Annotated in this window: 21 protein-coding genes; 14 read left to right on the top strand and 7 right to left on the bottom strand. The window is 66.0% G+C overall.

Annotated elements, in window-relative coordinates; genetic code table 11:
• Nucleotides 1–420 precede the first annotated feature (420 nt).
• Nucleotides 421–915: a hypothetical protein gene (locus tag LTH93_RS11990; RefSeq protein ID WP_241471078.1), complete on the bottom strand. Its 495-nt coding sequence runs from the start codon at nt 913–915 to the stop codon at nt 421–423.
• A 348-nt stretch (nt 916–1,263) separates the two neighbouring features.
• Between LTH93_RS11990 and LTH93_RS11985 the strand changes: the two genes are divergently transcribed.
• The 8 genes from LTH93_RS11985 to LTH93_RS11950 all read left to right on the top strand — a co-directional run bounded on the left by LTH93_RS11985 (nt 1,264) and on the right by LTH93_RS11950 (nt 7,692).
• Nucleotides 1,264–1,725 carry a hypothetical protein gene (locus LTH93_RS11985; RefSeq protein WP_241471077.1) on the top strand — a complete coding sequence of 154 codons (462 nt, stop codon included), beginning with the start codon at nt 1,264–1,266 and terminating at the stop codon, nt 1,723–1,725.
• Nucleotides 1,726–1,857: 132 nt separating this feature from the next.
• The gene (locus LTH93_RS11980) at nt 1,858–2,061 is read left to right on the top strand and encodes a hypothetical protein (protein WP_241471076.1); all 204 of its coding nucleotides are present in this window, start codon (nt 1,858–1,860) and stop codon (nt 2,059–2,061) included.
• Nucleotides 2,062–2,443: 382 nt separating this feature from the next.
• Nucleotides 2,444–2,752: a hypothetical protein gene (locus LTH93_RS11975; RefSeq protein WP_241471075.1), complete on the top strand. Its 309-nt coding sequence runs from the start codon at nt 2,444–2,446 to the stop codon at nt 2,750–2,752.
• Nucleotides 2,753–2,953: 201 nt separating this feature from the next.
• Nucleotides 2,954–3,664 carry a Crp/Fnr family transcriptional regulator gene (locus LTH93_RS11970; protein WP_241471074.1) on the top strand — a complete coding sequence of 237 codons (711 nt, stop codon included), beginning with the start codon at nt 2,954–2,956 and terminating at the stop codon, nt 3,662–3,664.
• A gap of 60 nt (nt 3,665–3,724) precedes the next feature.
• Entirely contained in the window at nt 3,725–4,267 is a 543-nt protein-coding gene (locus LTH93_RS11965) for a carboxymuconolactone decarboxylase family protein (protein WP_241471073.1), read from the top strand.
• A gap of 866 nt (nt 4,268–5,133) precedes the next feature.
• Complete coding sequence (locus LTH93_RS11960; protein ID WP_241471072.1) at nt 5,134–5,463, top strand: hypothetical protein; 330 nt, start codon at nt 5,134–5,136, stop codon at nt 5,461–5,463.
• 373 nt (nt 5,464–5,836) lie between these two features.
• On the top strand, nt 5,837–6,559 hold the full coding sequence (locus tag LTH93_RS11955; RefSeq protein WP_241464770.1) for a response regulator transcription factor: 723 nt from the start codon (nt 5,837–5,839) through the stop codon (nt 6,557–6,559).
• Complete coding sequence (locus LTH93_RS11950; protein WP_241471071.1) at nt 6,556–7,692, top strand: sensor histidine kinase; 1,137 nt, start codon at nt 6,556–6,558, stop codon at nt 7,690–7,692. Before LTH93_RS11955 ends, LTH93_RS11950 begins: the two co-directional genes overlap by 4 nt.
• Before the next feature lie 92 nt (nt 7,693–7,784).
• Here the strand turns inward: LTH93_RS11950 and LTH93_RS11945 are convergent, their stop codons facing one another.
• Complete coding sequence (locus tag LTH93_RS11945) at nt 7,785–8,975, bottom strand: heparan-alpha-glucosaminide N-acetyltransferase domain-containing protein (protein WP_241471070.1); 1,191 nt, start codon at nt 8,973–8,975, stop codon at nt 7,785–7,787.
• Nucleotides 8,976–9,349: 374 nt separating this feature from the next.
• Here LTH93_RS11945 and LTH93_RS11940 point away from each other — a divergent pair, with 374 nt between their 5' ends.
• The 4 genes from LTH93_RS11940 to LTH93_RS11925 all read left to right on the top strand — a co-directional run bounded on the left by LTH93_RS11940 (nt 9,350) and on the right by LTH93_RS11925 (nt 12,436).
• Nucleotides 9,350–10,192: a putative RNA methyltransferase gene (locus tag LTH93_RS11940; protein ID WP_241471069.1), complete on the top strand. Its 843-nt coding sequence runs from the start codon at nt 9,350–9,352 to the stop codon at nt 10,190–10,192.
• A 38-nt stretch (nt 10,193–10,230) separates the two neighbouring features.
• Nucleotides 10,231–10,746 (top strand): NfeD family protein, encoded by a 516-nt coding sequence (locus LTH93_RS11935; RefSeq protein ID WP_241471068.1) that lies wholly within the window; start codon nt 10,231–10,233, stop codon nt 10,744–10,746.
• Between the two features lie 38 nt (nt 10,747–10,784).
• Nucleotides 10,785–12,017 (top strand): SPFH domain-containing protein, encoded by a 1,233-nt coding sequence (locus LTH93_RS11930; protein ID WP_241464775.1) that lies wholly within the window; start codon nt 10,785–10,787, stop codon nt 12,015–12,017.
• Nucleotides 12,018–12,094: 77 nt separating this feature from the next.
• The gene (locus LTH93_RS11925) at nt 12,095–12,436 is read left to right on the top strand and encodes an RNA polymerase-binding protein RbpA (RefSeq protein WP_058889192.1); all 342 of its coding nucleotides are present in this window, start codon (nt 12,095–12,097) and stop codon (nt 12,434–12,436) included.
• 108 nt (nt 12,437–12,544) lie between these two features.
• On the opposite strand, the gene LTH93_RS11920 is transcribed toward LTH93_RS11925, so the two are convergent.
• The 3 genes from LTH93_RS11920 to LTH93_RS11910 all read right to left on the bottom strand — a co-directional run bounded on the left by LTH93_RS11920 (nt 12,545) and on the right by LTH93_RS11910 (nt 17,684).
• Nucleotides 12,545–13,279, bottom strand: coding sequence for a polyprenol monophosphomannose synthase (locus tag LTH93_RS11920; RefSeq protein WP_241464776.1), 735 nt, complete (start codon nt 13,277–13,279; stop codon nt 12,545–12,547).
• A gap of 78 nt (nt 13,280–13,357) precedes the next feature.
• Nucleotides 13,358–14,641 carry a hypothetical protein gene (locus LTH93_RS11915; protein ID WP_241471067.1) on the bottom strand — a complete coding sequence of 428 codons (1,284 nt, stop codon included), beginning with the start codon at nt 14,639–14,641 and terminating at the stop codon, nt 13,358–13,360.
• Nucleotides 14,634–17,684 (bottom strand): DEAD/DEAH box helicase, encoded by a 3,051-nt coding sequence (locus LTH93_RS11910; protein ID WP_241471066.1) that lies wholly within the window; start codon nt 17,682–17,684, stop codon nt 14,634–14,636. Before LTH93_RS11910 ends, LTH93_RS11915 begins: the two co-directional genes overlap by 8 nt.
• Nucleotides 17,685–17,780: 96 nt before the next feature.
• Between LTH93_RS11910 and LTH93_RS11905 the strand changes: the two genes are divergently transcribed.
• The gene (locus LTH93_RS11905; RefSeq protein WP_241471065.1) at nt 17,781–18,995 is read left to right on the top strand and encodes an MFS transporter; all 1,215 of its coding nucleotides are present in this window, start codon (nt 17,781–17,783) and stop codon (nt 18,993–18,995) included.
• 99 nt (nt 18,996–19,094) lie between these two features.
• On the opposite strand, the gene LTH93_RS11900 is transcribed toward LTH93_RS11905, so the two are convergent.
• A complete protein-coding gene (locus LTH93_RS11900; protein WP_241471064.1) occupies nt 19,095–20,141 on the bottom strand; it encodes a LacI family DNA-binding transcriptional regulator in 1,047 nt (348 codons plus the stop codon).
• Nucleotides 20,117–21,844, bottom strand: a complete 1,728-nt coding sequence (locus tag LTH93_RS11895; RefSeq protein ID WP_241464781.1) for a glycoside hydrolase family 13 protein — start codon at nt 21,842–21,844, stop codon at nt 20,117–20,119. The genes LTH93_RS11900 and LTH93_RS11895 overlap by 25 nt, the downstream gene beginning before the upstream one ends.
• Nucleotides 21,845–22,128: 284 nt before the next feature.
• On the opposite strand from LTH93_RS11895, the gene LTH93_RS11890 reads away from it, so the two are divergent.
• On the top strand, nt 22,129–23,427 hold the full coding sequence (locus LTH93_RS11890) for a sugar ABC transporter substrate-binding protein (RefSeq protein WP_241471063.1): 1,299 nt from the start codon (nt 22,129–22,131) through the stop codon (nt 23,425–23,427).
• Nucleotide 23,428: the final 1 nt, after the last annotated feature.

Below are 23,428 nucleotides of genomic sequence, written 5' to 3'. Positions count from 1 at the left end.
AGTACCCGATGATCGAAGGCGTGGACGGACCTGAGGGCATGCCGAGCCTCGAGGAGCTCGACGCGCCGGACATCGATCTCAACCGTCTCGATGACCTGGAGACCTCTGTGGAGATGATCGTCGAATCAGGTCTGGTGGGCTGACCCATCACCGCCCCGGCCAAAGCTCCAGCGCGCACCGCCGCCCGTTCCCGCTCCGCAGGGAACGGGCGTGTGGCGGTGCCGCTGTGGCTGCGCGCCGCCGCTGTCCTCGAACCCCGGAGGATAGGGGCGTGGCATGGTGAACAACCTTCCATGGAGGCCATCGGCTAGCGAGGTGTCGGGGAAACCAGCCTGTAGGTCAGGTCAAACTGTCATCTATTGGTGCGGCAGACCCGTCTTGGGCGACGGTCCTGACCGCGGAAGAGCGGGATGCGGCTAGCTAACAAGCCTCGGCGGGCGTGGGGGATGTGGGACGGGCCCAGGGTGGTGTGCTGAGGAGTAAGAGTACTGCGGCGATCATCACGCCAGCGATGAAGATCGTGGCAAGGTGAATTGAAAGAGTGCTGCCGTCATACATGGTCACGCCCACAGCCAGCAGCGAGGCGGCCAGAAGCACGAGTCCAATCCAGTGCTGGCGGCGCAGGCCTATCATCACCAGCAGCGCAGGAACGGCGTACCAGACCATGCTCGCAACACCCATCGAGTTGATCTGGTTGATCACCCCGCCGGTGCCGGGCACTGCCGCGACCCATGATCGGAAGAACATCGCAGCACAGTGCAGGATCAGGCCCAGGACTCCAAGGACTATAAGCAAGAGGTCCAGCACCGTCAGGCGTCTGGTCACCCGCTCAAGGGGTAAGCCTGGGGCCACCCATCGGAAGACCAGCAAGGCAAGAACGACCGCGATGAGCATCACGACAAAAGATGTGGACATGAAACTTACCCTACGGCCAGGCAACCCCATCACTTTGTCCCGGGGGCACAGGTAACTGCCACCTCAGTAGTTCAGGTCAAGCTCTCACCTATCCGTGCGACGGAACCGTCTGTAAGTCTCTCGGTGGGAAGGCGAATAGCGTAGCTCTTTGGGCCATGAGTAGACATGGCGCCTCCCTCGTAAATCTCCAGACGCCTTCAGTCGTCGTGCCAGCACGACCTGGAGCCGCGTTCAGCGTCCTGCAACCGCTGGAGATCATCTCTCGTTGTGTGTCCTGGGTCGCAGAACCAGTGTGACGGTCGCCCTAGATTTAAGTCACAGGTTCTCACCTCCAGAAAGGACAGTCCGATGTCTGTTCCCACCACAGCACACGGAACACCACGAACCACTGCGCCCACCACAACGATGAGGCACAAGATCTCCGCTGGGGCCATAGGAGGAATAATCGGCGGACTCGTCTTCGGAGCGTTCATGGCGATGATGGACATGCTGCCGATGATCGCCATGATGGTCGGAAGTACCTCTGCTGGTGTCGGCCTCGTTGTACACCTCGTCATCTCCATCCTCATTGGCCTGGGTCTGACAAGTCTGCTGAGCGGCGCGCTCTCGAGCTACGGTCGAGGCGCGATCCTCGGCCTGCTCTACGGTGGTCTCTGGTGGGTCTTGGGCCCTTTGCTGATCATGCCCCTGATGATGGGGATGCCCGTGTTCGTTGTAGACGCGGCGGGACTGTGGAGCTTGATGGGGCACCTCATCTACGGCCTGGTCCTCGGTTTGACCGCCGTCGCGGTCCTGAACCGACGCAGGTAGAGACCTGATCCCCGGCCACACTCAATTCGACGTGCTCACGCCTCGGTCTCCCACGGTCTCCGAAGGTCAGGTACACACCGTATTCAACGTCAGCGCCATAAGCTCCGCGGCTCAGGACACTGCGGAGGACATATGCATTTCGACCCCACATACACCGCCCTGGTCGTCACCGGCGCACAGATCGATTTCCCGAGCTCCTACGGTGTCGCCTGGGAACTGGTGGGGCGCAACGTCGAGGAGAACAACACCGTCGAGCACCTCCTCGCAGGAGCCAAACCTGCCAACTGCGAGGTCTTCGTCTCCCCGCACTATTACCACCCTCGCGATCACCAATAGGATTTCGGCGGCACTCTTGAGCAGTAGATGCAAGAGATCGGCATGTTCGACCGACTCGGACCCCTGAACATGGAGGGACTCCAAGGACCCGGGGCCGACTGGATGCCTCAGTACAGGCCCTACGGCCCCCAGACCAATGACCTAATCCTTTAACTGGGCAAACGTGAGATCAACAAGATCCTGCTGGCTGGAATGTCCGCGAACCTCTGCGTGGAAAGCCACCTCCGGAAACTCCTCGAACAGGGCTTGGAGGTGCCTGCGGGAGATCCCACGCTGGCCCTCCAGCAGTGAAGAATTCCGATGCCATTGGCCCAGTAGTTGCCGAGGCCAGATGAACAAGGACTATATGAGCACCGCAGCGTCAATGATTTCAGCTCACCGTGTGAACCCATCGATCACGGACGTTCTGGCCGGGTGCATCCAAGCTTGCACAGACGCGGCTCTGGCCTGCACCTCCTGCGCCGATGCCTGCCTGGCCGAAGATGCGGTCGCTCAGCTGCGCACCACCATCCGCCTCGCCCAGGACACCGCAGAGATGTGCACGACCACGGCACGCATGGAACTTGAATCCGACCCGGGCCAACAACCAACCAATGCGGCCGTGGAAGTCACGGGAACCCCCGCCGTAGGCCGAAGGTACATCACCGGGGTCACTATGCACGTCATCACCGGATGGGCGACTCCGCTCTAGACGCTCGGCAGTTCTTCGAGTGTGTGCTGGATTGCAGACCCGCCCCCGGTGCACCCATACGGTGGACAGAGCCGTCGAAGTTGGAGAGGAGGCAATGAGATGTCCATCATGGAGACACACAGAGCGTGTGCACACAGCCTCGCCCATGCTTCAACGTGCGGGAATCAACCATGGTCTCCGCAGAGACGGGAGAAAGACCCATTGAACTCCACAACCGAGGGCTTCACCTGCCTTGACGAAGTGGACCTCTTCGCTGACCTCAGCCCCGCTGAGGTAGAGGCCATGCACCTGATGGTCCCTGAGCGCCGGTTCGGCCCCGGCGAACTGGTGTTCTCACAGTCTGAACCCGTCAGTGCCCTTTTCGTGCTGAGATCAGGCCGAGTGCGGGTCTTCAGAGTCGCCGAGGATGGAAAGACACTGACACTTGCCATCCTGGAACCTGGGGCAGTCTTCGGCGAAATGCTGCTCGTGGGTCAGCGCATGTATGAGAACTACGCCGAGGCCATCGAAGATTCAGTGATCTGCCAGCTCACCGTCGAGGACGTCGAGCGACACCTGATCGGGGACCCGCGGATCGCACTGCGCATCGCGAAGCTCCTCGGTGACCAGGTGGCTCATCTGGAAGAACGACTCACCGACCTCGCTCTGCGCCCCCTGGCTGCCCGCACAGCCAAGACCCTGCTCACCCTGGCCCAATCTGCCCCCACCAACGCCCTCAGCGCTCGACTGGGACACGGCGGCGCGATCCGGATCACTCACGAACAGCTCGCTGGGCTGCTCGGAGCCACCCGGGAGGCAACCAGCAAGATCTTGTCTGATTTTGCCACCAAAGGGTACATCCGGCAGACCCGCGGACGCATCACGGTCAAAGATCCCGAGCGCCTGCAATCCACAGCCAGGACCACATCCTGAATTCTTCCGCCTCTCACACCTATCGGAGTGGCGGAGCCCATACAGACGAAAGGCACCACATTGAGCAGAATCACCGTAGAAACCGTCGAGTCCGCACCAGAGAACGCGCAGGCTGAGCTGAAGGACCTGGAGCAGAAGTTCGGCAAGGTCCTGAACATCCACGGGGCGATGGCATCATCGCCCGTGGTCCTCCAGGCCTACATCGCCATCCAGCAGGTCATCGAGGACTACGGGACCTTCGACGCCCAGACGCGGGAAGCCATCGCTTTGGCCGTCGGGAACGTCGACGAGTGCACCTACTGCCAGTCCGCCCACACCCAGGGCGCCAAGGCTGCCGGCCTCAGCGAGGATCAGACCGTGGCGATCCGCCGCGGCGATGTCGACTTCGACCCGAAGCTGGCTGCTCTGCTGCAGGTGGCCCGCGAGGCGACTGCCGAGAAGGGAAACGTCAAGGACGCCACCTGGCAGGCAGGACTCGACGCCGGATGGAGTACGAAGGAACTGACTGAACTCACCACCCATGTGGCGTTGAACCTCTACACCAACTACTTCAACCACATGGTCGAGACCGAGCTCGACGTGCCTGCGGCACCCGCCCTCTAGGCTTCTCCACGGAACTCCGGGAAACCCGGTGGCGCGCTGGCCGAAGTCCGTGATGGCTGCACCACGCAGGCATCGCGGGCCTCGGGGCGAATGTAGTCGGCCGTACTTCCAGAACGCTGCGCCCACCGCTCCCGAGCATCCCTCTCTCCTGGACCGTGATAGGGAGACCCGCATGACTCCCCGCCTTCGGTTGTGCTCTTCGACGTTAACGAGACCCTGTCTGGTATGCGCCCTCTCGCGGCAGCATTGGTCACCGCCGGCACTCCGGCGAGTTGATGTTGGTCATCGTGCACCCCTGAGATATCCACCGGGACTCCGCTGCCTGACTGGGATCAACGGAGCTCAGGTCTGCTGAGAGTTCTGACCATTGGATCCAGGGACACGTCCGCCACAACTTATGTCTTGCAACCCTTGCCTTTAGAGGCGGCTGGGGTAATTCGCGGTGGATGGGCCTCGTGGGCGCGATTCGCACCGGTGAGTGGCCGCGCTATCGCGGCGCCAATCGTCACCCCGGTGCCCAGAGAGAGACGGTCCGGCGATCTCTCCGCTGACGCCCCAAGCGACGTACGAACTTCCACTGTGCATCGCAGCGGAAACCCTACGGAGTTTCGTGGCGCCTCTGCGGCCTTTTGGGTGGTTGAAGCAGCTGCCAGCTGCGCCGCCCAATTCGTCCGAGCCGTTTCCGCAACGGGGTGCCAGTCGTTGAAGCTTCTCCCCCTTCTCGTCGCGGCAGAGCTGCCAAGGGAGAGTCCGATGGGATCGATGGCTGTGATGTCGCCACTGCCCCGCCGACTCCCAGCACAGAATGGCTCAGGCATCGGCACACCGGGTGGCACCAGATATTGAACGCGCCCCTTCTAGAGGCGATGGACGGGCTGCGCTTGCGCCTCACCGAGAAGGATGTGCTCCTGGTCCTCGACGATGAACCTTACGCTGCGACCAAGCGTGCGCTTGAAGAACTCGGTTGGGAGCAGCAGGTCTGCCCCGACGGATGGGACAACTTCGGCTCGGTCCAGGTGCTGGAAGTCGACTGCGAGACCGGTAAGGGCACCGGCGCTGAAGTAGACCGGCGTGCGGGCAGCCACACCCTGATCGACTATGCGATCCTAGGTGCCAAGACTCGGGAAAGGCACGCGCGCTTTGAGAATGCTCCGTCGTCGGGCTCACTGCCCGGGCTAAGCAGCTCGCCCATCTGATCAGACACTCAGAACGACGCATCTGCCTCCGAGCGAAAGACCAGCGGCCCCGATGACGGTGTGGTTCGAGAGGTTGAACATCACAGACGCTGCGTGGCGGGTCGGTTCATCGGCGGCGGTGCCAGCAAGCAGGGTCAAGGGATTGCACTGACGCTGGGACATGTCGCTTAACGCGGGTGAACCAGGATAGATTCGTCGCAAAATCCATCCTTAAGCAAGTTCACGAGCCTCTTGACTTGTGACAACCACACGTTCAATTGGGAAGGGCCATTAAACCCGTCGCGAGATGCTGATGGGACGTGTGAGAAATGCCGATTATGTGACGCCCGAGTCCCTACCGAACGCGTGGCCCCGCCTCGATCAAGGAGCGCAGATGCACACAGCACAGACCGGCCGAATCCTCGTGGTCGACGACGAGGTCGATCTGGCCCGGCTGATCGAGGGGTACCTGCGCAAAGCCGGGCTGGAAGTCGCCGTGCGCCATGACGGAACTGAAGCCGTGGCCGCGGTGCGCGACTTCGACCCGGACGTGCTGGTACTGGATCTGGGACTGCCCGGCATCGACGGGATCGAGGTGTGTCGGCAGGTGCGGACCCTCTCCGACTGCCACGTGCTGATGCTCACCGCCCGGGACGACGAGATCGACAAGATCATTGGCCTGTCGGTGGGAGCTGATGACTATGTGACCAAACCTTTCAGCCCCCGCGAGCTCGTCGCCCGAGTCCAGGCCATGCTGCGCCGAGCCCGCACCAGCAACAGCGAGACTTCCGGAGGGCCAGACTCCCCCGGGCCGGCGCTGGTGATCGAAGACCTGGTGGTGGACGAGGCTGCCCGGAAAGTGCAACTGGGAAGAGAGCCAGTGGCCTTGACCCGGATCGAGTTCGATCTGCTGGCGTGTCTGGCCACTCACCCGCAACAGGTGTTGTCCAGGACGCAGTTGGTGGAGTTGGTCTGGGACACACGCTGGACCGGGGATGATCATCTGGTGGATGTGCACATCGGGCGCATCCGTAAGAAGCTCAATGATGATGCCTCCAGTCCGAGGTTCATCCACACCATCCGCGGGATCGGGTACCGGATGGGAACTGGACGATGAGCTCCACCGCGACCGACCGCCGGTGGTCCTGGAGCCCCTTGACGGTGCGGTTGATGCTGGCCCAGACCGCGGTGCTGGTGGTGGGGCTGATCATCGTGGTGGTCACCGCGGTGCTGGTGGGACCCTCCATGTTCTACCAAGAGCTCATCGAGTCCGGTCACGCCTATGCAGCCTTCGGGTTGGTCCACTTGGAAGATGCCTTCCGATCGGTGATCCTGACCGCTCTGGTCATCGGCGGATTGCCGGCCCTCTTCATCGCCGGGATGCTCAGCTTCTACCTCTACCGCACCATCGGCCGTTCCCTGGCATCGTTCAGCACTGCGGCCGGGCAGGTGGCCGCTGGCAACTACGACGTGCACGTGACCTCCACGAAGCTGGGTCCGGAATTCGACTTGCTGGCCGACTCCTTCAACGACATGGCCGAGAAACTAGCCGCGGTGGACACCACCCGACGCCAGCTGCTGGCGGATCTGGCCCACGAGATGCGCACGCCACTGGCCAGCCTCAAGGGCCATCTGGAGGGCATCGAGGACGGCGTCGTGGAGTGGGATGAGCGGACCATCGGAATCTTCGACGCTCAGATCGCCCGGATGGAACGCCTGGCCCGCGACATCCGCCAGCTCACCGCGGCCGAGGAGGCCACCGCCAGGTTGCAGCTCACCCTCCAGGACCCCGGTGTGTTGGCCTGCCAGGCGGCTGCGGCCATCGAGCCCGCCGCCGCGGTCAAGAACATTGCGGTGACAACCAGCAGCGGTGGCCCGATGGCGACACCGGTGTTGCTGGATCAGGAACGGATGGGTCAGGTGCTGGGCAACCTGCTGGAGAACGCCTTGGGCCACACACCGCCCGGGGGTGCCATCACCGTCCACACCGATAACGCACCGGAAGCGGTCACCGTCACCGTCACCGACACCGGGGAAGGCATCAGTCCCGAGCACCTGGAACACGTCTTCGCGCGCTTCTACCGCGTCCACACCGGCCGTGAAGCTCACCGCGCAGGCTCAGGCCTGGGGCTGGCGATCAGCAGGTCTCTGGTCGAAGCCCAGGGCGGGACCCTGGAAGCTGCCAGCGACGGACTCGGTCACGGAGCCTCTTTCCGGATTCGCCTGCCCCGCAACAGAGACCCGGAGTAACCCGCGCGCATCTCACGGACCACCCCGAGAACCTCCCGAAACGAGACGCACCTCCCCCAGGATCAGACGCCCCGTGCTGCGGACTCGGCCTCTCACTTGTTGCTCTTCTCGCTATCGGAGCCCCTTTCCGACAGATCTCCGAGCACCAGCCGACGGGTGCGCTTGACACTGGTGCTGACCAGCTTCTCCAGCGGCCCCTGCCCCAGAGCCCGCTGCCACACCACCGCGAACACGGCTGCCACCGCCACGTGGACCACGAACCACACGTAGGGCAGCCCGTAGTGCGCCTCGACCGACAGGGTCACCAGGTGGACGGTGTACAGGGTAAAGGTCATCGCGCCCATCGCCGAGAGCGGCAGCAACCACTTGCCGATCTTCGGAGCGATCAGCAGAAACACACCCAACACTGTCAGGCTCACCCCGAGGCTGGCCGCGATCGCGAGCGGAGTGTTGGTGTGCGGGGTCGCGATCGCCAGCCACCATCCGGTGGAAGCCGGCAACGAGTCCGGACCAAAGATCAGGACCTGATCCAGCTCGTACCTACTCATCCAAGAGGTGTCCAGGAGTCGTTGGTAGCCGCCGAGCGCGTAGAGCAGGATGTACGAGGTTGTGTGGGCGAAGATCGTCAGCCCCACTCCCACGACCACCACTCGGATCTGAACGGCGGTCTTGCGCAGATTCAGCCGCCCCAGCCCCAGGCCGACCAGCAGATAGGCCATGTACGGCAGAGCCGGGTAGGTACCGGTCAGCAATAGCTGAGACGCGGTGGCCCCCGGCTCGCTCAACACGTCAGCGAACGTGGGGTTGTAGGAGCTCCACGCGGGCAGTTGGCTGAGCAGATTCTGCATGAGCATCGGGGACACGATCCCGAAGACCGCCGCAGAGATGAAGAGCGCCTTGGGGCCCAAGTGCAGGAATGGGATCGCCAGCAGGAAGAAGACTCCGTAGTAGAGCAGGATGCCGTAGGCCGGAGGGTCCTCCGGCATCAGGGTCCCGATCCACAGACCTACGACTGCGATCAACACCGCCCGCACTCCCAGTCCCAGCCTGTCAGCGGTCATCCGCCTGCCAGTGTGCGGGTTCCGCCCGCCGGAGGTCAGCGCCAGTCCCACCCCGGCCAGCAGGGCGAACAGCGCTGCTGAGTCCCCGGAGAAGATCCGCCACGACCAGCTGGCCTCCCCGGTCTCCTCGTTCCAAGCCGGAAGCAGGTGAATGGCCATCAGTCCCACCAGAGCCAGTCCTCGTGCCGCATCGATCCCCACCAACCGGCGCGTGGACCGCACCAGACCATTCTCGATGCCCCCCGCTTCGGTTTCTGGTGTTCCACTCATGTTCTTCCCTTTCCTGCCCGTCCCGTGAGGGGCGGTGAAGCCTGCGGCCAATGGCCGTCGCTGTGGTCCCGGAGCGCCCGGGAACGTATTAGTTCCAGGGTGTCCGCTGCACTTAGAGCCCAGGTCGCGGGATCCTCAAGATTCCATGAAGACTCCACGAGTCATCGACTCAAGGGGAGCCCGTTAGCCTTGAGGGCGTGACCTCACCCTGGCCCCTGACCTGCCCCGCATGCGATGCACCATTGAAACTGACACCCACGCCGGATTCTCCAGCTGCATCGACCGGTGCCGAGACCGCCGCAAGGACCGAGGCGATCGCAGGTCCCGTGGCGCCACGGAACGCTGAGCCACAGCAGCCGGCGTTGAAGTCGGCGCAGCCGCTCAAGGCGCTGAGCTGCCCTTCCGGCCACCGCTTCGATGCGGCACGTCAGGGTTATGTCAACTTGCTCTCCGGTCGCGGTACCCGTTTCACCCCGGATTCGGCGCAGATGATCATGGCCCGCGAACGTGTCCAGGACGCCGGAGTCTTCGCCGCACTCAGCACGGAGCTGGTCAGGATCCTCGCGGAGCAGATTCCGGTGCACAGACCGGCCCACCCTGGCGAGCCTGGGCTGCTGCTGGACTGCGGCGCCGGCACCGGGCACTACCTGCACCAGCTCCTCGACGCTGCCCCGCAGGCCCGGGGAATCGCTCTGGACCTGTCCATCTCCGGGCTCAAGCGTGCCGCCAGGCACCCGCGAACCCTCGCGCTGGCCTGGGACCTGTGGCAGCCACTCCCCCTGGCCTCAGATTCGGTGGACCTGCTGCTTGATGTCTTCGCTCCCCGCAACGTGAGTGAATACGCCCGAGTGCTCCGCCCGGGTGGACTGGCGGTGGTTGTGACCCCCGGTGACGTGCACCTGACCGAGCTGCGCGAGGCAGGCATGCTCGGAATCCACGACCAGAAGCTGCGGCAGCTCAAGGACCAGATGACACCCACCTTCGGTGCCGCCGAACTCAACGCCCAGGTCAGCGGCAGGGTCCCAGTCGACGCCGGTCTCGCCGCTGACCTGGTGTTCATGGGTCCGGCCGGGCATCATCGGGATCATGATGCGCTGCGCGAGAGTCTGCAGGCCCGTGACGTGGCCGCCGTCACGGTCGACCTCGACGTGAGCCTGTGGCGCGGATAGGCTGAAGTCACGCGTATATGGGTTGATGAGGAGCTGAGATGATCGAATGGTTCGGCGACAACCTCTGGGCACCCTGGCTCGCAATTGCCCTGGGACTCCTCGTGCTGGAGGCCATCACGCTCGATCTGCTCTTCCTGATGCTCGCCGTCGGAGCCGCCGCCGCCACCACCGTGGCCCTCGCCGGTGGAGAGCCCTGGCTGCAGGTGTTGGTCGGCTGTGCCACCGCCCTGCTGATGCTTGGCGCCGTCCGGCCCATCGCCCTCAAACATCTCAAGAAGGGCCCGGCGAACCAGCTGACCAACATCGACCGGATGGCCGGCATGGAAGCCCATGCGCTGGAAGCCATCACCGGCGACGCCGGCCTCGCCGAGGTCGACGGCGACACCTGGACCGCCCGCACCATCGGTGACGTCCGGATCGAACCCGGGATGGACGCCGTCGTCGAATCTGTGGACGGCGCCATCGTCTACCTGCGACCTGCGCGACAGATCAAATGGGATGAGGCGGGCCCCGACACCATCGGGCCCAACACTCCCCGACCGGAAGGCGCCTGAGAGATCTTCAGGCGCGCCACTGAAAAGAACGGAACGTCATGGAAGTCACTGCACTTGTAGTTCTCCTGGTCCTCGTCGCCCTGGTGGTGATCATCATCGCCCGCAGCGTGCGCATCGTGCCGCAGGCTCGCGCCGGACTGATCGAGCGCCTGGGCAAGTACCAGCGCACCCAGGGGCCGGGACTCACCCTGCTCGTCCCCTTCATCGATCGACTGCTGCCGATGCTGGACATGCGCGAGCAGGTGGTCTCCTTCCCGCCCCAGCCCGTGATCACCGAAGACAACCTGGTGGTCTCCATCGACACGGTGGTGTACTTCCAGATCACCGATCCGAAGGCCGCAACCTACGAGATCCAGAACTACATCATCGCGGTGGAGCAGCTCACCACGACCACACTGCGCAACGTGGTCGGCGGACTGAACCTCGAAGAGGCCCTGACCTCACGTGATCGCATCAACGGTCAGCTCCGCGGGGAGCTGGACAAGGTCACCGGACGCTGGGGCATCCGCGTCGCCCGAGTCGAGCTCAAGGCCATCGAGCCGCCGCACTCTATCCAGGACTCGATGGAGAAGCAGATGCGCGCCGAGCGCGAACGCCGCGCCGCGATCCTCACCGCCGAAGGCACCAAGCAGGCCGCGATCCTCACCGCTGAAGGTGAGCGACAGGCCTCGATCCTCGCCGCAGAAGGTGACGCACAGGCCCGGATCCTTGGCGCCAACGCTGAGGCGCAGGCCATCGAGACCGTGTTCAACGCGGTCCACGACTCGGAGCCCGGCCCTGAGCTGCTCTCCTACCAGTACCTGCAGATCCTCCCGGAGATCGCCAAGTCAGAGTCCAACACCATGTGGATGATCCCCGGCGAGTTCAGCGACGCGTTGAAGAACCTCTCCGGAGCCTTCGGCGGACCCGAGTCGGCCCAGCAGTCAGGCATCAGCCTCGAGGACCGAGAGGCCGAACGAGCAGCTCGCACGGAGCGGCTGAAGCAGCGTCGGTTGGAGAAGGCCCAGGAGAGTGCACAGAACAAGGGCAAGCCCGCCATCTCCTCGGCCATCGCGGATATGGCAGAGTCAGCCCGCAGCACCTCGGTCACCGATGAGAACCCGCACTACACCAGCCGTCAAGAGGTCGAGCAGGAGGCCCGCAAGGCCCAGGTCGGCAATGCGGCAGTCGCCGAGTCTCGCACTGAGGCTCCCGCCGAGGAAGGCACCGAGCTCACCGAGCAGCCGGTCTTCCAGCAGCAGCCCGAGCCCATGGAGGACCCGCAGCGCTGATCGAGATGGGAATAACTCCGCGGTGCTCTAGAGTTATAGCTAGGAATGACTCTGCCCATCACACTGGAGGATAATCGATGAGTGATCGCAGTCTGCGCGGAATGCGCCTTGGTGCGCAGTCCATGGAAACCGAGCAGGGCGTCGAGCCGGCGCCGCGTCAGGAGATCGAGTATCTCACTGAGGATGGCGAGCGGATGCGGGTGATGTTCTCCGCTGAGGCCGATGTCCCCGCAACCTGGGTCTCCCCCACCGGCAAGGAAGGCCTGCGCGTTGACGTCGACAGGCCCGAAGCCGAGCCGGAGAAGCCGGTCAGGACCCACTGGGACATGCTGCTGGAACGACGTTCCACAGAGGACCTCGAGGTGATCCTGCAGGATCGTCTCAAGCTGCTCAAGGAGCGTCGCGGCGAGGCCGCCTGACTCCCGCAGCTGATGCGATGCTGAGCACAGAAGCCTGCTCACAGACGGCGACGGCGTCCCTCCCGAGAGATCGGGACGGACGCCGTCGCCGTCTGTGTGTGCTGATCGTCAGCGCTGGCGCAGCTTCTGCCCCAGTGTCCGGGCCCGCGCGCGAAGTCCCCAGCGCGTGACGTTGACCATCGCCTCTACAACGATGTCGGAGCTCATCTTGGACTCACCCAGCGTGCGCTCGACGAAGGTGATGGGCACCTCGACGATGGTCTTGCCCATGCCCGCCACCCGGAAGGTCATGTCGACCTGGAAGCCGTAGCCCACCGATTCGATGCTGCCCAGATCGATCTCTTCGAGCACCGAGCGCCGGAACACCCGGAATCCGGCGGTGATGTCGCGGACCTTCAGACCCAGCAGCGTCCGGGAGTAGAGGCTGCCGGCGCGAGAGATCGCGATCCGGTGCAGCGGCCAATTGACCACCGAGCCTCCCGGCACCCAGCGTGATCCGATGACCAGGTCAGCCTCATCGATCTTGGCCAGCAGCTTCGGCAGCTGCTCGGGCTGGTGCGACCCGTCCGCGTCGAGCTCGACCAGGACGTCGTAGCCGCGTTCGAGTCCCCAGCGGAATCCTGCGATGTAGGCGCCGCCGAGCCCGTTCTTGGCCGTGCGGTGCAGCACGTTGATCTGCGCGTCCTGGGAGGCGAGCTCGTCGGCGAAGTCTCCGGTGCCGTCGGGGCTGTTGTCATCGACGATGAGCACATCTGAGGTTGGAACTGCCGCACGAAGACGTGCCACGGTGCCCGGCAGGGCATCGATCTCGTCATAGGTCGGGATGATCGTCAGGATCTTCACGAGTCGCTTCGCGTCCTTCTGGGGGTTGTGGAGATGAGGGTGGAGGGTCGAGGACAGTCTACGGTCACGTGCTGGCGCTCAGGCCTGGGCTTCAGCGCCGGATCGAGCGACAGGATGAGTCACCTCGACGCCGTCGATCACAGTGGAGATCAGCGTGGGCAGGGTCGCGCCGTCGAGATAGGGCAGCAGCGGGGTCCGGGCCCGCACATCGGTGCTCCACGCCGCGGTCCGCGAATCAGGGGTCTGCACCGCCAACGAGTCCACCTCCCAGATGGCGTAGGTGGCCCGGGCCCCAGGGTCCAGCTGCGCCGAGGTGGCGGGTGTGCCGCTGGACTCGGGCAGCGACCGGTAGGCGCCGCGAGTCTGCGCGTTGAACCCCGCCCGCACCGAGACCGGATCGCTCTCGTGGTGGACGTGTGCGCTCACCGCTGCCCAGGGGCTCTGTCCTGCCTCGGCGACGGCGCTGACCGGAACGCCGACGCTCAGTGCGGTGGCCAGGTGGCCGCGACCGCGCAGCACCACCTGCACGCCGGTGTTCAGCAGCGACTCCCATTCCTCCCGGGACGCGGAGTCGAAGCCGTCGAGCACCGTGGGCAGCCCACCTGGTGGACTCTGCCGCTTGGCGCGCATCTCGCCGGTGGAATCCACCAGGGCCGCCACCATGGTGGCCGGGGTGATGTTCTGACTCATGCGCAGGATGAGCTGACGCTGGGCCAGCGCGGCTGCGAGTCTGATGCTCAGCAGCTGTTCCAGCACGTCCTCAGCGGGGAGCTGCAGCGCCGCAGGGCGGCCGAGTATCGCATCCACGGTGCGGAGCAGCTCCGCGGCGGCCCGCACGGCGTCCAGCCGGTCAGCCACGCCGGATTCGGCGAGCCCGGTGAGCGTGAGCACCGGGTAGGCGCGAACCCGGTGCTCCGCGGCGGCCCTGAATGCGGTGTTCAACAACTCCTGGGCCACCTCGGCCTCGCTCAGCGCGGGCACCGGCAGTTCGATGTTCAGCCGCACGGCGCCGCAGCCCAGGGCTGCCGCCGCGTCCAGCGCCGCAGCGATCCGGGTGCCCCAGGAGCCGACGCCGGCGGTGCCGGGCGCCGCGTCAGCTGCAGCATCTCCGGCGGCATGTTCGGCGGCATGTTCGGCGGCATCGAGGTCCACCCAGCCCACGAAGGCGGGCGCCACCAGGGCCCGGTCCAGGTCCTGGATGACCAGGTCGGCGTCCTTGCGCTCTGCGGCGGTCTCGTCAGAGCCGACCCAGGCGATCAGTCCGTCCTCGACCAGCATCGCGTCTGCGTAGGGCTCAGAAGGGGAATGGATCGTGCCGTTGGTCAGCAGTCGCGGCGGGTGCGCGGCACCGGTGCTAGTCATCAGTTGGCTCCTCCAGGTTCTGATAGGCCACCGAGGAGTATGCCACCACTCCCCGGCCGATCAGCTGCACTGCCTCATGACAGCGCGCCGAGAGCTTGGCCGGGGTATGTGGGATCTTGCTCAGCTGATCCAGGGTGTCGATGCATTGTTTGGTCCAGCGCACGAAGTCTCCTGCGGCCAGCGGCGAGTCGTCCAGCGCGCTGCGCAGACTCTGGCCGTCCGCCCAGGCGTACATGGGCAGCACCAGGCCAAGCTCCGGGGCGGCGGTGGGTTCCAGGTGATGACGCTTCTCCAGAGCTTCAAGTTCAGCGTGAACCTCAATCCCGGTCCGCGCAGCCTGGGCCAGGCGCTTCGTCGGCATCACCGGCATGGCCCCCTCATCTTCGCGTTTGGCCTGGTAGACCAGCACCGTGACGAAGGCGGCCAGTTCCTGCGCGGTGAGCCCGGAGAGGACTCCGCGCTCCATGAGCAGCCCGGTGAACAGGTCTCGCTCGCCGTAGATGCGGCGCAGCTGCTGTCCGCGATCGGTCACCGCGAATTCGGTGGCGAACCACTCCTCCGCGGTGAATCCCGGACGCTGAAGCGCCGGCTCGACGGAGATCAGCTGTCCCGGGTCTGCCGGCGGGACGTGTGGCATCAGCTCCGGGTCCACCGCCTCCATGTGTCCGAGCTCATGCAGGACCCCGCAGACCCGGTCGAAGGTCTTGGCGATGGAGCCGGTGCGGCGGTCGATCTTCAGCTTGAGCTGATCGATCTCGCGCTGCAGCTTCCATGCGCGCTCGGCCCAGCGGGCGTGGTCCTCACGCTCGCTGCAGCCATGACAGGGGTGGCGCTGCAGGGCGCTCTGCAGCTGCTCCAGCGACTCCGCCTCGGTCTCCTCCTCGCGGAAGCCGAAACCGGGGGTGGGCGCGTTGGACCGCGGCGGCACCCGCTCGTGCATCGCGGCACGCATCGAGGAGGCGAGGTCCCGGCGCACCTTTGGCACCTTGACCTGGGGCTTGCGCGGGAGCCGGACGCTGGAGATGACCTCGGGCGGCTGGGCGAAGTCCTCGGCGGTGACATTGCGGAACTTGCCGTCGGCGGTGATCACTCCGGGCCGGGGGTCATGTTCGGGCGCACTGTGGACCACCAGGGACTCTCCGAAGCCGCGCTTGCCGCCGACCTCGATGACGTCGCCCGGCTGAAGCGCCGCGAGGACCCGGATGATCTCGCGTCGACGCTGCCGCTGGCGCGCCTTGGCCTGGTCCTTCTCCGCCTCACCGAGTCTGCGGCGCAGTGCGGCATATTCGCGGAAGTCCCCCAGATGGCAGGCCATCGCCTCCTCATAGCCGGCCATGGAGGATTCCCGCTTCGCCACATCCCGGGCGACGCCGACCACCGAGCGGTCGGCCTGGAATTGGGCGAAGGAGGATTCCAGAATGGTGCGCGCGCGTCGTCGTCCGAACTGGGCGGTGAGATTCACCGCCATGTTGTAGGAGGGCTTGAAGCTGGAGTTCAGCGGGTAGGTCCGCTTGGAGGCGAGTCCCGCGACCTGCCGCGGATCCATGCCCGGCTGCCAGACGACGACGGCGTGGCCTTCCACGTCGATTCCGCGCCGTCCGGCACGGCCGGTGAGCTGTGTGTACTCCCCCGGCGTGACATCGACGTGGGATTCGCCGTTGAACTTGTCCAGCTTCTCCAGGACCACGGTCCGGGCGGGCATGTTGATCCCCAGCGCCAGGGTCTCGGTGGCGAAGACCACCTTGAGCAGTCCCTCGGCGTAGAGCGCCTCGACGAGCTCCTTGAAGGGTGGGAGCATGCCGGCGTGGTGCGCGGCGACCCCGTTGATCAGCGCCTCACGGAAGCTCTCGAAGCCCAGGATGGCGAGGTCCTCGGCCGGGAGGTCCCAGCCCATCTGCTCGACCCGGGAAGTGATCTCGGCGGCCTCTTCCCGGGTGGTCAGCACGATGCCGGCGTTCAGGCACTGCTCCACAGCGGCCTCACAGCCCACTCGGGAGAAGATGAACCCGATGCAGGGGAGCAGACCGTCGCGGTCGAGAGCCCGGATCATCTTGGGCCGGTTCAGCCGCGGGCGCCCGGCGCCGGATCCGGAGATCCCGGAGGCGCCCGAGGTCCCCGCGCCGCCGCGGCTGCCGGCCCCGCCTCGGCTGGAGGAGGCGCTGCTGCGCAGCTCCTGGCGGGGGCCGCCGCCCGGTCCGCCCTTGCCAGAGCCGCGAACCGCGCCGCGACCCGGACCTCGACCGGGTCCCCGGCCGTTTCCGCGAGACCGGTTTCCGCCGCTGCGCCGGGAACTGGGCCCTTCGCTCTGATGCGCGAGGCGCTGCAGCTCGGGGTTGACCAGCGTCGGCGCGTCGTCGTCCTCCTCGTAGATGAAGAGATCGTGCAGCTCGTTGTCCACGAACATGTGCTGCCACAGCGGCACGGGACGGTGCTCGGAGACCACCACCGAGGTCTCCCCGCGCACCGTGTCCAACCAGGCGCCGAACTCTTCAGCGTTGGAGACCGTGGCCGAGAGAGCGACGACCTGGACGTGCTCAGGGAGGTGGATGATGACTTCCTCCCAGACGGCGCCGCGGAAACGGTCGGCCAGGTAGTGGACCTCGTCCATCACGACGTAGCCCAGATCCCGCAGCGTCGCGGAGTCCTGGTAGAGCATGTTGCGCAGCACCTCGGTGGTCATCACCACGATCTGCGCCTCGGAGTTCATCGAGGTGTCCCCGGTGAGCAGACCCACCTTGTCGGTGCCGTGGACCTCCACCAGCTCCTGATACTTCTGGTTCGAGAGCGCCTTGATCGGCGTCGTGTAGAACGTCTTGGTGTTGTGGGCCAGGCCGAGGTGGACGGCGAACTCGCCGACGATGGTCTTGCCCGCCCCGGTCGGGGCCGCGACCAGCACGGCCCGTCCTGCTTCCAGGTGCTGACAGGCCTGGACCTGGAAGTCATCGAGGTCGAAGGCCTGAGCCTGGCGGAAGACCCCGAGCTCAGTCTTGGCCTCCGCTGCTCGTCGACGTGACTGTGCGTAGCGCTCGGCCGGTGAACTCATGCTTCCAGCCTATGACATCGCGCCGGCTCGACTTCACGTGGCATCTCCGCCTCCGTCAGCTCATCCCGGGCCCCGCGAGCTGGCTAGACTGCAGCGATGACCACGGCTCCCTCTCCCCGGCGACAGATCCTGCTGGGGGCGCTGCTGCCGGCGTTCATCTTCAGCGTCGGCGCCGGTGCCATGATCCCGATCCTGGCTCCCTTCGCCGTGGAACGGGGCGCCACCCTCGCGGTGGCGGGCATCATCGCCGCGATGCTCCCGCTGGGTCAGATCCTCGCGGATCTGCCCGCCGGTGCGCTGGCGGCCCGAGTCGGCGATCGTCGTGCGATGCTGCTGGCCGCCGGTGCGGCCGCGCTCGGCTTCCTGGCCGCAGGGCTGGCCCCGTCCCTGCTCACCCTGGGCGCCGCCGTCGCTCTGGTCGGTGCCGCGAATGCGGTCTTCCACCTGGCGCGGCACTCCTATCTGACCGAGGTGACCCCGGTGCATCAGCGCGCCCGGGTGCTCTCCACCCTGGGCGGGGTGCATCGGATAGGGCAGTTCATCGGACCTTTCCTCGGCGCCGGGGTGATCGTCCTGGGAGACCTGCGCGCGGTGTTCGCGCTGGCGCTGCTGACTGCAGTCGCCGCGGGGGTCACGGTGCTGCTGGCACCGGAGATCGACACCCGGCCCGCCCGCGCGCCCGGCGTCGCCCGGGCCGGGTTCGCCCAGGTGATCGCGACCCACCGCGATCTGCTGCTGACCTTGGGGATGGCGTCGATGCTGGTCGGCGCCATCCGCGGGGCGCGTCAGCAGGTGCTTCCGCTCTGGGGTGAGCACATCGGGCTGGACCCCACCACGATCTCGCTGCTGTTCGGCCTCGCCGGTGGCATCGACATGCTGCTGTTCTACCCCGCGGGCAAGATCATGGACCGATTCGGCCGGCTCTGGATCGGGGTGCCCTCGATGATCTGCCTCGGGCTGGCCATGGCCCTGGTGCCGCTGGCGCATTCGGTGCCGGTGCTCGCCGGGGTGGCGGTGCTGCTGGGCATCAGCAACGGGCTGGGTTCCGGGGTGATGATGACGATCGCCTCGGACATCGCACCCTCCGACGCACGCCCGCAGTTCCTCGGCGCCTGGCGGCTGATGCAGGATCTCGGGATCGCCGCCGGTCCGCTGACCCTCGCCGCCGGGGCGGCGCTGGGCTCCCTGGCGGCCGGGATCTGGGTGGCCTCCGCCATGGGTCCGCTGGCAAGCGCAGGACTGCTGCGCTGGCTGCCGCGCTATTCGGTCCACGCCAGTCGTCGGACCCGGAGGGCCGCAGGGCTCGAGTGACCCGGAGGGCCGCAGGGCTCGAGTGACCCGGAGGGCCGCAGGGCTCGAGTGACCCGGAGGGCCGCAGGGCTGGAGCAGCGACCGCGCAGCGACACGCGGTCAGACGGGCAGCGCCCCCGGAGCCTTGGCGGTGCTGCGCCGGACCAGCAGATCGAAGCTCAGATCCATATTCTCCGGGTGTGTGCCGCCTGACTCGACGGTGGCGAGGATGAGCTTCGCCGCCGTCGCTCCCTGACTCTGGGCGTGCTGGTCCACCGTGGTCAGCTCGAAGAGCCCACCGAGCTCGTGCCCGTCGATCCCGACGACCGAGAGGTCCTCGGGAACTCTGATCCCCAGCTCGCGCGCCGCAAGGACCGCCCCGATCGCCATCTCATCAGAGGCCGCCACGAGTCCGGTCATCCCGGTGCCAGGCATGCCCAGAAGCTGGCGGGCCGCATGGAAGCCACCGGGGATGGTGAAGTCTGCTTCACCGATGAGGGCGGGGTCGGTCTGCAGGCCCCGGCGCCGGAGTGCCTGGTCGAAGCCCTCCCGACGCTGGCTCGGGACCTTGTAGTCGGCGTCGAACCGTTCGGCACCGCCGATGAAGCCCAGCACCTCATGGCCCAGATCGAGCAGATGCGCTGCGGCAAGCTCGGTGATGGCCAGGTCATCGATCGCGACGCCGGGCAGCGTGCCGGAGGTGCCGCCGATGATGACCACGGGGATGCCGAGTCGCTTCAGCTCCAGCTCCTCCCATTCGCTGAGCTCCAGGGCCACGACGACGACGGCGTCGACCCGGCGTCGTCGGAGGAAGGCGCTGAAGATCTCTCGACGCACCTCGGGGTCTCCGGTGACGTTGTACAGGGTCACGTCGTAGCCCGCGCTGGTCGCCTCGTCGGAGATGCCGGTGAGCACGGTGTTGAAGAACCACCGGTGCAGCTCCGGCATGATCACCCCGAGATTGCGCATCCGGCCTGAGGCCAGGCTGGACGCCGCGGAGGAGGCCACGTAGTCAAGTTCCGCGGCGACCTTCAGGATCTTGGCCCGCGTGCTAGTCGAGACGTTGCCCCGTCCGCTCAGCGCACGGGAGACCGTCGCGGCGGACACCCCCGCGGCCTTGGCGACATCATCCAGGCTCGTCATCAGCCGGCGTGCCGGCGCAGCCACACGGTGCAGTCGGCCGGAACCTCAGCCCCCTTCAGCGCAGCGGTGGCGAGCAGCACGTCGTGCTCGGCGGGCAGCGCCACCGGCTGCGTTCCGGTGTTTGCGAGCACCGTCACGTCCTGGTTGGCGAACATCAGCACGGAACCCTCGTTCCCGGGCAGCCAGCGCAGCTGCCCGAGGCCCAGATCGTGTTCCGCGCGCAGTGCAAGCATCCGCCGGTAGAGGTTCAGCGTGGAGTCAGGGTCGGCGCGCTGGACGTCCCGGGCTAGGCTCTTCCAGCGCTCCGGCTGGGGAAGCCACGGCGTGCCGCCTGCGGTGAACCCGAAGGTGTCAGCGTCGGCGACCCAGGGCAGCGGGACCCGGCATCCGTCACGGCCGAAGCGTTCTCCCGCGGTGCGGAACCAGGTCGGGTCCTGGCGGGCCGCATCGGGCAGGTCGTGGACCTCGTCGAGGCCGAGCTCTTCACCCTGGTAGATGTAGGAGGAGCCCGGCAGCGCCAGCATCAGGGCGGTGGCGGCGCGTGCACGGGCAAGACCGGTCTGCCGATCAGGCAGGCCCGGATGGTCTGGCCCGATGCCGCTTCCCTGCGGGTTCTCCCCGGTCAGCGAGAGCCGGGTGGCGTGGCGCACCACATCGTGGTTCGACAGCACCCAGGTGCTCGGGGCACCCACGGAGTTGAAGGCGTGCAGGGAGTCATCGATGACCCCACGCAGCTGTCCCGCATCCCACGGGGTCTCCAGGTACTGGAAGTTGAACGTCTGGTGCATCTCATCCGGTCGCACCCATAGGGCCGCCTTCTCCACGGAGGATACCCACGCCTCACCGCAGAGCGCCCGGTCGCCCTCGTACTCCTCAAGGACCAGGCGCCAGTCGCGGTAGACCTCATGCACCTCGGTCTGCTCGAAGTAGGGCGCCGGGGTCTCCTCGCCGCCCATCGATGCGGCGTCGACATCCGGGGTGTAGTCCGGGAAGTCCTGATCCTTCACCAGTCCATGGGCCACATCGACGCGGAAGCCGTCGACTCCGCGGTCCAGCCAGAAGCGCAGGATCCGCCGGAACTCCTCCTTGACCTCGTCTTTGGACCAGTCGAAGTCCGGCTGGCTGGAGTCGAAGAGATGCAGATACCACTGACCCGGCGTGCCGTCGGGCTCGGTGATGCGCGTCCAGGCGGGTCCGCCGAAGATCGACTGCCAGTTGTTCGGGGGCTCCTCCCCCTGGGCTCCTGAGCCGTCGCGGAAGATGTAGCGGGCGCGCTCCGGGCTCCCGGGTGCCGCGGCCAGGGCCTGTCGGAACCATTCGTGCTGATCCGATGAATGGTTGGGCACCAGGTCCACGATCACGCGGATGCCGAACTCGTGGGCGCGCGCGAGCAGGGTGTCGAAGTCGGCCAGCGTGCCGAAGATGGGGTCCACGTCGCAGTAGTCAGCGACGTCATAGCCGGCATCCTTCTGCGGTGAGGTCATGAAGGGGCTCAGCCAGATCGCATCCACACCGAGACCGTGCAGCTCTCCGAGCCGGGCCGTGATTCCGGGAAGGTCCCCGATGCCGTCGCCGGTGGAGTCGCTGAATGAGCGCGGATAGATCTGGTAGATCACTGCGCTGCGCCACCATTCGGCGGCAGTCCCATGCTCCTCGGTCGTCGCAGCTCCTCGAGGGGCGACGTCGGCGGTGAAGGTGGAGGTGCGCAGGTCCTGGTGAACAGTCATGTCTCCAGCATATATGTAAGCGCTTCCACCTGGACAGCCTCGGCACACAACCGCTTGCACCGCCCTGAAAAAGTGGCTGCCACAAAAGAAACAGCGCATCATGAAGCATAAGCGCTGGCCACAGGGCCTTTCCTCCCCTCACTGCCGACTGCCCGCTCAGGGTTGCGTGGATCACATTCTGTCCCCATACTGGAAGCGCTTGCACTCAGGACGGCGGGGTCATCGACTCCGCTTCTTCACAGAGAGGGACACCGATGACGGTGAACACCGGAAGATTCACGACGATGACCGCGCTCCTGGGGCTGGGGGCACTGGCACTGACCTCCTGCGGCTCGGGAGGCGACTCCCCCGACGCTGACGCAGCCGATCCGGCTGAGACCGAGACGACAGAGGCCGAGACGACGGAGTCCGAGGCTGAGGAGACCGAGGACGGCGATTCTGAGAGCGGCGAAGCAGCCGCCTCCGGCAGCCTGACCATCTGGGCCGATGCCAACCGGGCAGAGGTCCTGGCCGACGTGGCGGAGGACTTCGAGTCCGACACCGGCATCTCGGTGGAGATCGTGCAGCAGGACTTCGAGGAGATCCGAGACCAGTTCGTCTCCCAGGTCCCCACCGGTGAAGGCCCCGACATCGCCGTCGGCGCCCACGACTGGCTCGGGGTCCTGGTGAACAACGGCGTGGTCGCCCCGGTCGAGCTCGGTGACACAGCAGGTGACTTTGAAGAGATCGCCGTGGACGCCTGGACCTATGAAGGGCAGACCTACGGCCTCCCCTACTCGATCGAGAACATCGCGCTGCTGCGCAACACCGAGCTGGCTCCCGAGGCCCCCGCCGATTTCGACGCGATGATCCAGATGGGCGAGGAGGCCGGCACCGAATATCCGTTCCTGGTCGGCCTGACCCCCAACGAGAGCGACCCCTACCACCTCTACCCCTTCCAGACCTCCTTCGGGGCCCCGGTCTTCGGCACTGACGAGGACGGGAGCTACGACTCCTCGCAGCTGACCATGGCCGACGCCGGCGGAGAAGAGTTCGCCGGCTGGCTGGCGGAACAGGGCGAGGCCGGTGTGCTGAACCTCAACATCGACGGAGACCTGGCGCAGGAGAGCTTCAACGGCGGCAATTCGCCGTTCTTCCTGACGGGTCCCTGGAACGTGACCGGCGCGCAGGAGGCCGGCATCGACGTCGCGGTGGATCCGATCCCGGCCGCCGGAGACCAGGACGCGCAGCCCTTCGCCGGAGTACAGGGATTCTTCCTGTCCTCGCAGAGCGAGAACGTCGTGGCCGCAAGCAACTTCCTGATCAACTACGTCGGCACCGCGGAGGTCCAGACGGCGCTCTACGAGACCGGTGGACGCGCGCCCGCACTCACCGAGTCCTTCGACCAGGCCCTGAGCGAGGATGAGATCGTCGCCGGATTCGGCGAGGTCGGTGCAGAGGCTGTGCCGATGCCGGCGATCCCCGAGATGGGCGCGGTCTGGGACGACTGGGGATCCAGCCAGGCCGCGATCATCAAGGGCGACGGCGACCCGGTGGAACTCTGGCAGAAGATGTCCCAGGACATCACCTCTGCGATCGACTGAT

This window comes from Nesterenkonia sp. DZ6, from assembly GCF_022565835.1.
In the GTDB taxonomy this organism is placed as follows: domain Bacteria; phylum Actinomycetota; class Actinomycetes; order Actinomycetales; family Micrococcaceae; genus Nesterenkonia.
The sequence above is the reverse complement of the archived record's forward strand: the minus strand, read 5'-3'. Positions and strand labels throughout refer to the sequence as shown.

What these genes read in the sequence shown, in the direction of transcription:
- LTH93_RS11990 (WP_241471078.1), bottom strand. Translation starts at nt 915, where the DNA reads ATGTCCACATCTTTTGTCGTGATGCTCATCGCGGTCGTTCTTGCCTTG.
- LTH93_RS11985 (WP_241471077.1), top strand. Translation starts at nt 1,264, where the DNA reads ATGTCTGTTCCCACCACAGCACACGGAACACCACGAACCACTGCGCCC.
- LTH93_RS11980 (WP_241471076.1), top strand. Translation starts at nt 1,858, where the DNA reads ATGCATTTCGACCCCACATACACCGCCCTGGTCGTCACCGGCGCACAG.
- LTH93_RS11960 (WP_241471072.1), top strand. Translation starts at nt 5,134, where the DNA reads ATGGACGGGCTGCGCTTGCGCCTCACCGAGAAGGATGTGCTCCTGGTC.
- LTH93_RS11955 (WP_241464770.1), top strand. Translation starts at nt 5,837, where the DNA reads ATGCACACAGCACAGACCGGCCGAATCCTCGTGGTCGACGACGAGGTC.
- LTH93_RS11950 (WP_241471071.1), top strand. Translation starts at nt 6,556, where the DNA reads ATGAGCTCCACCGCGACCGACCGCCGGTGGTCCTGGAGCCCCTTGACG.
- LTH93_RS11935 (WP_241471068.1), top strand. Translation starts at nt 10,231, where the DNA reads ATGATCGAATGGTTCGGCGACAACCTCTGGGCACCCTGGCTCGCAATT.
- LTH93_RS11930 (WP_241464775.1), top strand. Translation starts at nt 10,785, where the DNA reads ATGGAAGTCACTGCACTTGTAGTTCTCCTGGTCCTCGTCGCCCTGGTG.
- LTH93_RS11925 (WP_058889192.1), top strand. Translation starts at nt 12,095, where the DNA reads ATGAGTGATCGCAGTCTGCGCGGAATGCGCCTTGGTGCGCAGTCCATG.
- LTH93_RS11915 (WP_241471067.1), bottom strand. Translation starts at nt 14,641, where the DNA reads ATGACTAGCACCGGTGCCGCGCACCCGCCGCGACTGCTGACCAACGGC.
- LTH93_RS11910 (WP_241471066.1), bottom strand. Translation starts at nt 17,684, where the DNA reads ATGAGTTCACCGGCCGAGCGCTACGCACAGTCACGTCGACGAGCAGCG.
- LTH93_RS11905 (WP_241471065.1), top strand. Translation starts at nt 17,781, where the DNA reads ATGACCACGGCTCCCTCTCCCCGGCGACAGATCCTGCTGGGGGCGCTG.
- LTH93_RS11895 (WP_241464781.1), bottom strand. Translation starts at nt 21,844, where the DNA reads ATGACTGTTCACCAGGACCTGCGCACCTCCACCTTCACCGCCGACGTC.
- LTH93_RS11890 (WP_241471063.1), top strand. Translation starts at nt 22,129, where the DNA reads ATGACCGCGCTCCTGGGGCTGGGGGCACTGGCACTGACCTCCTGCGGC.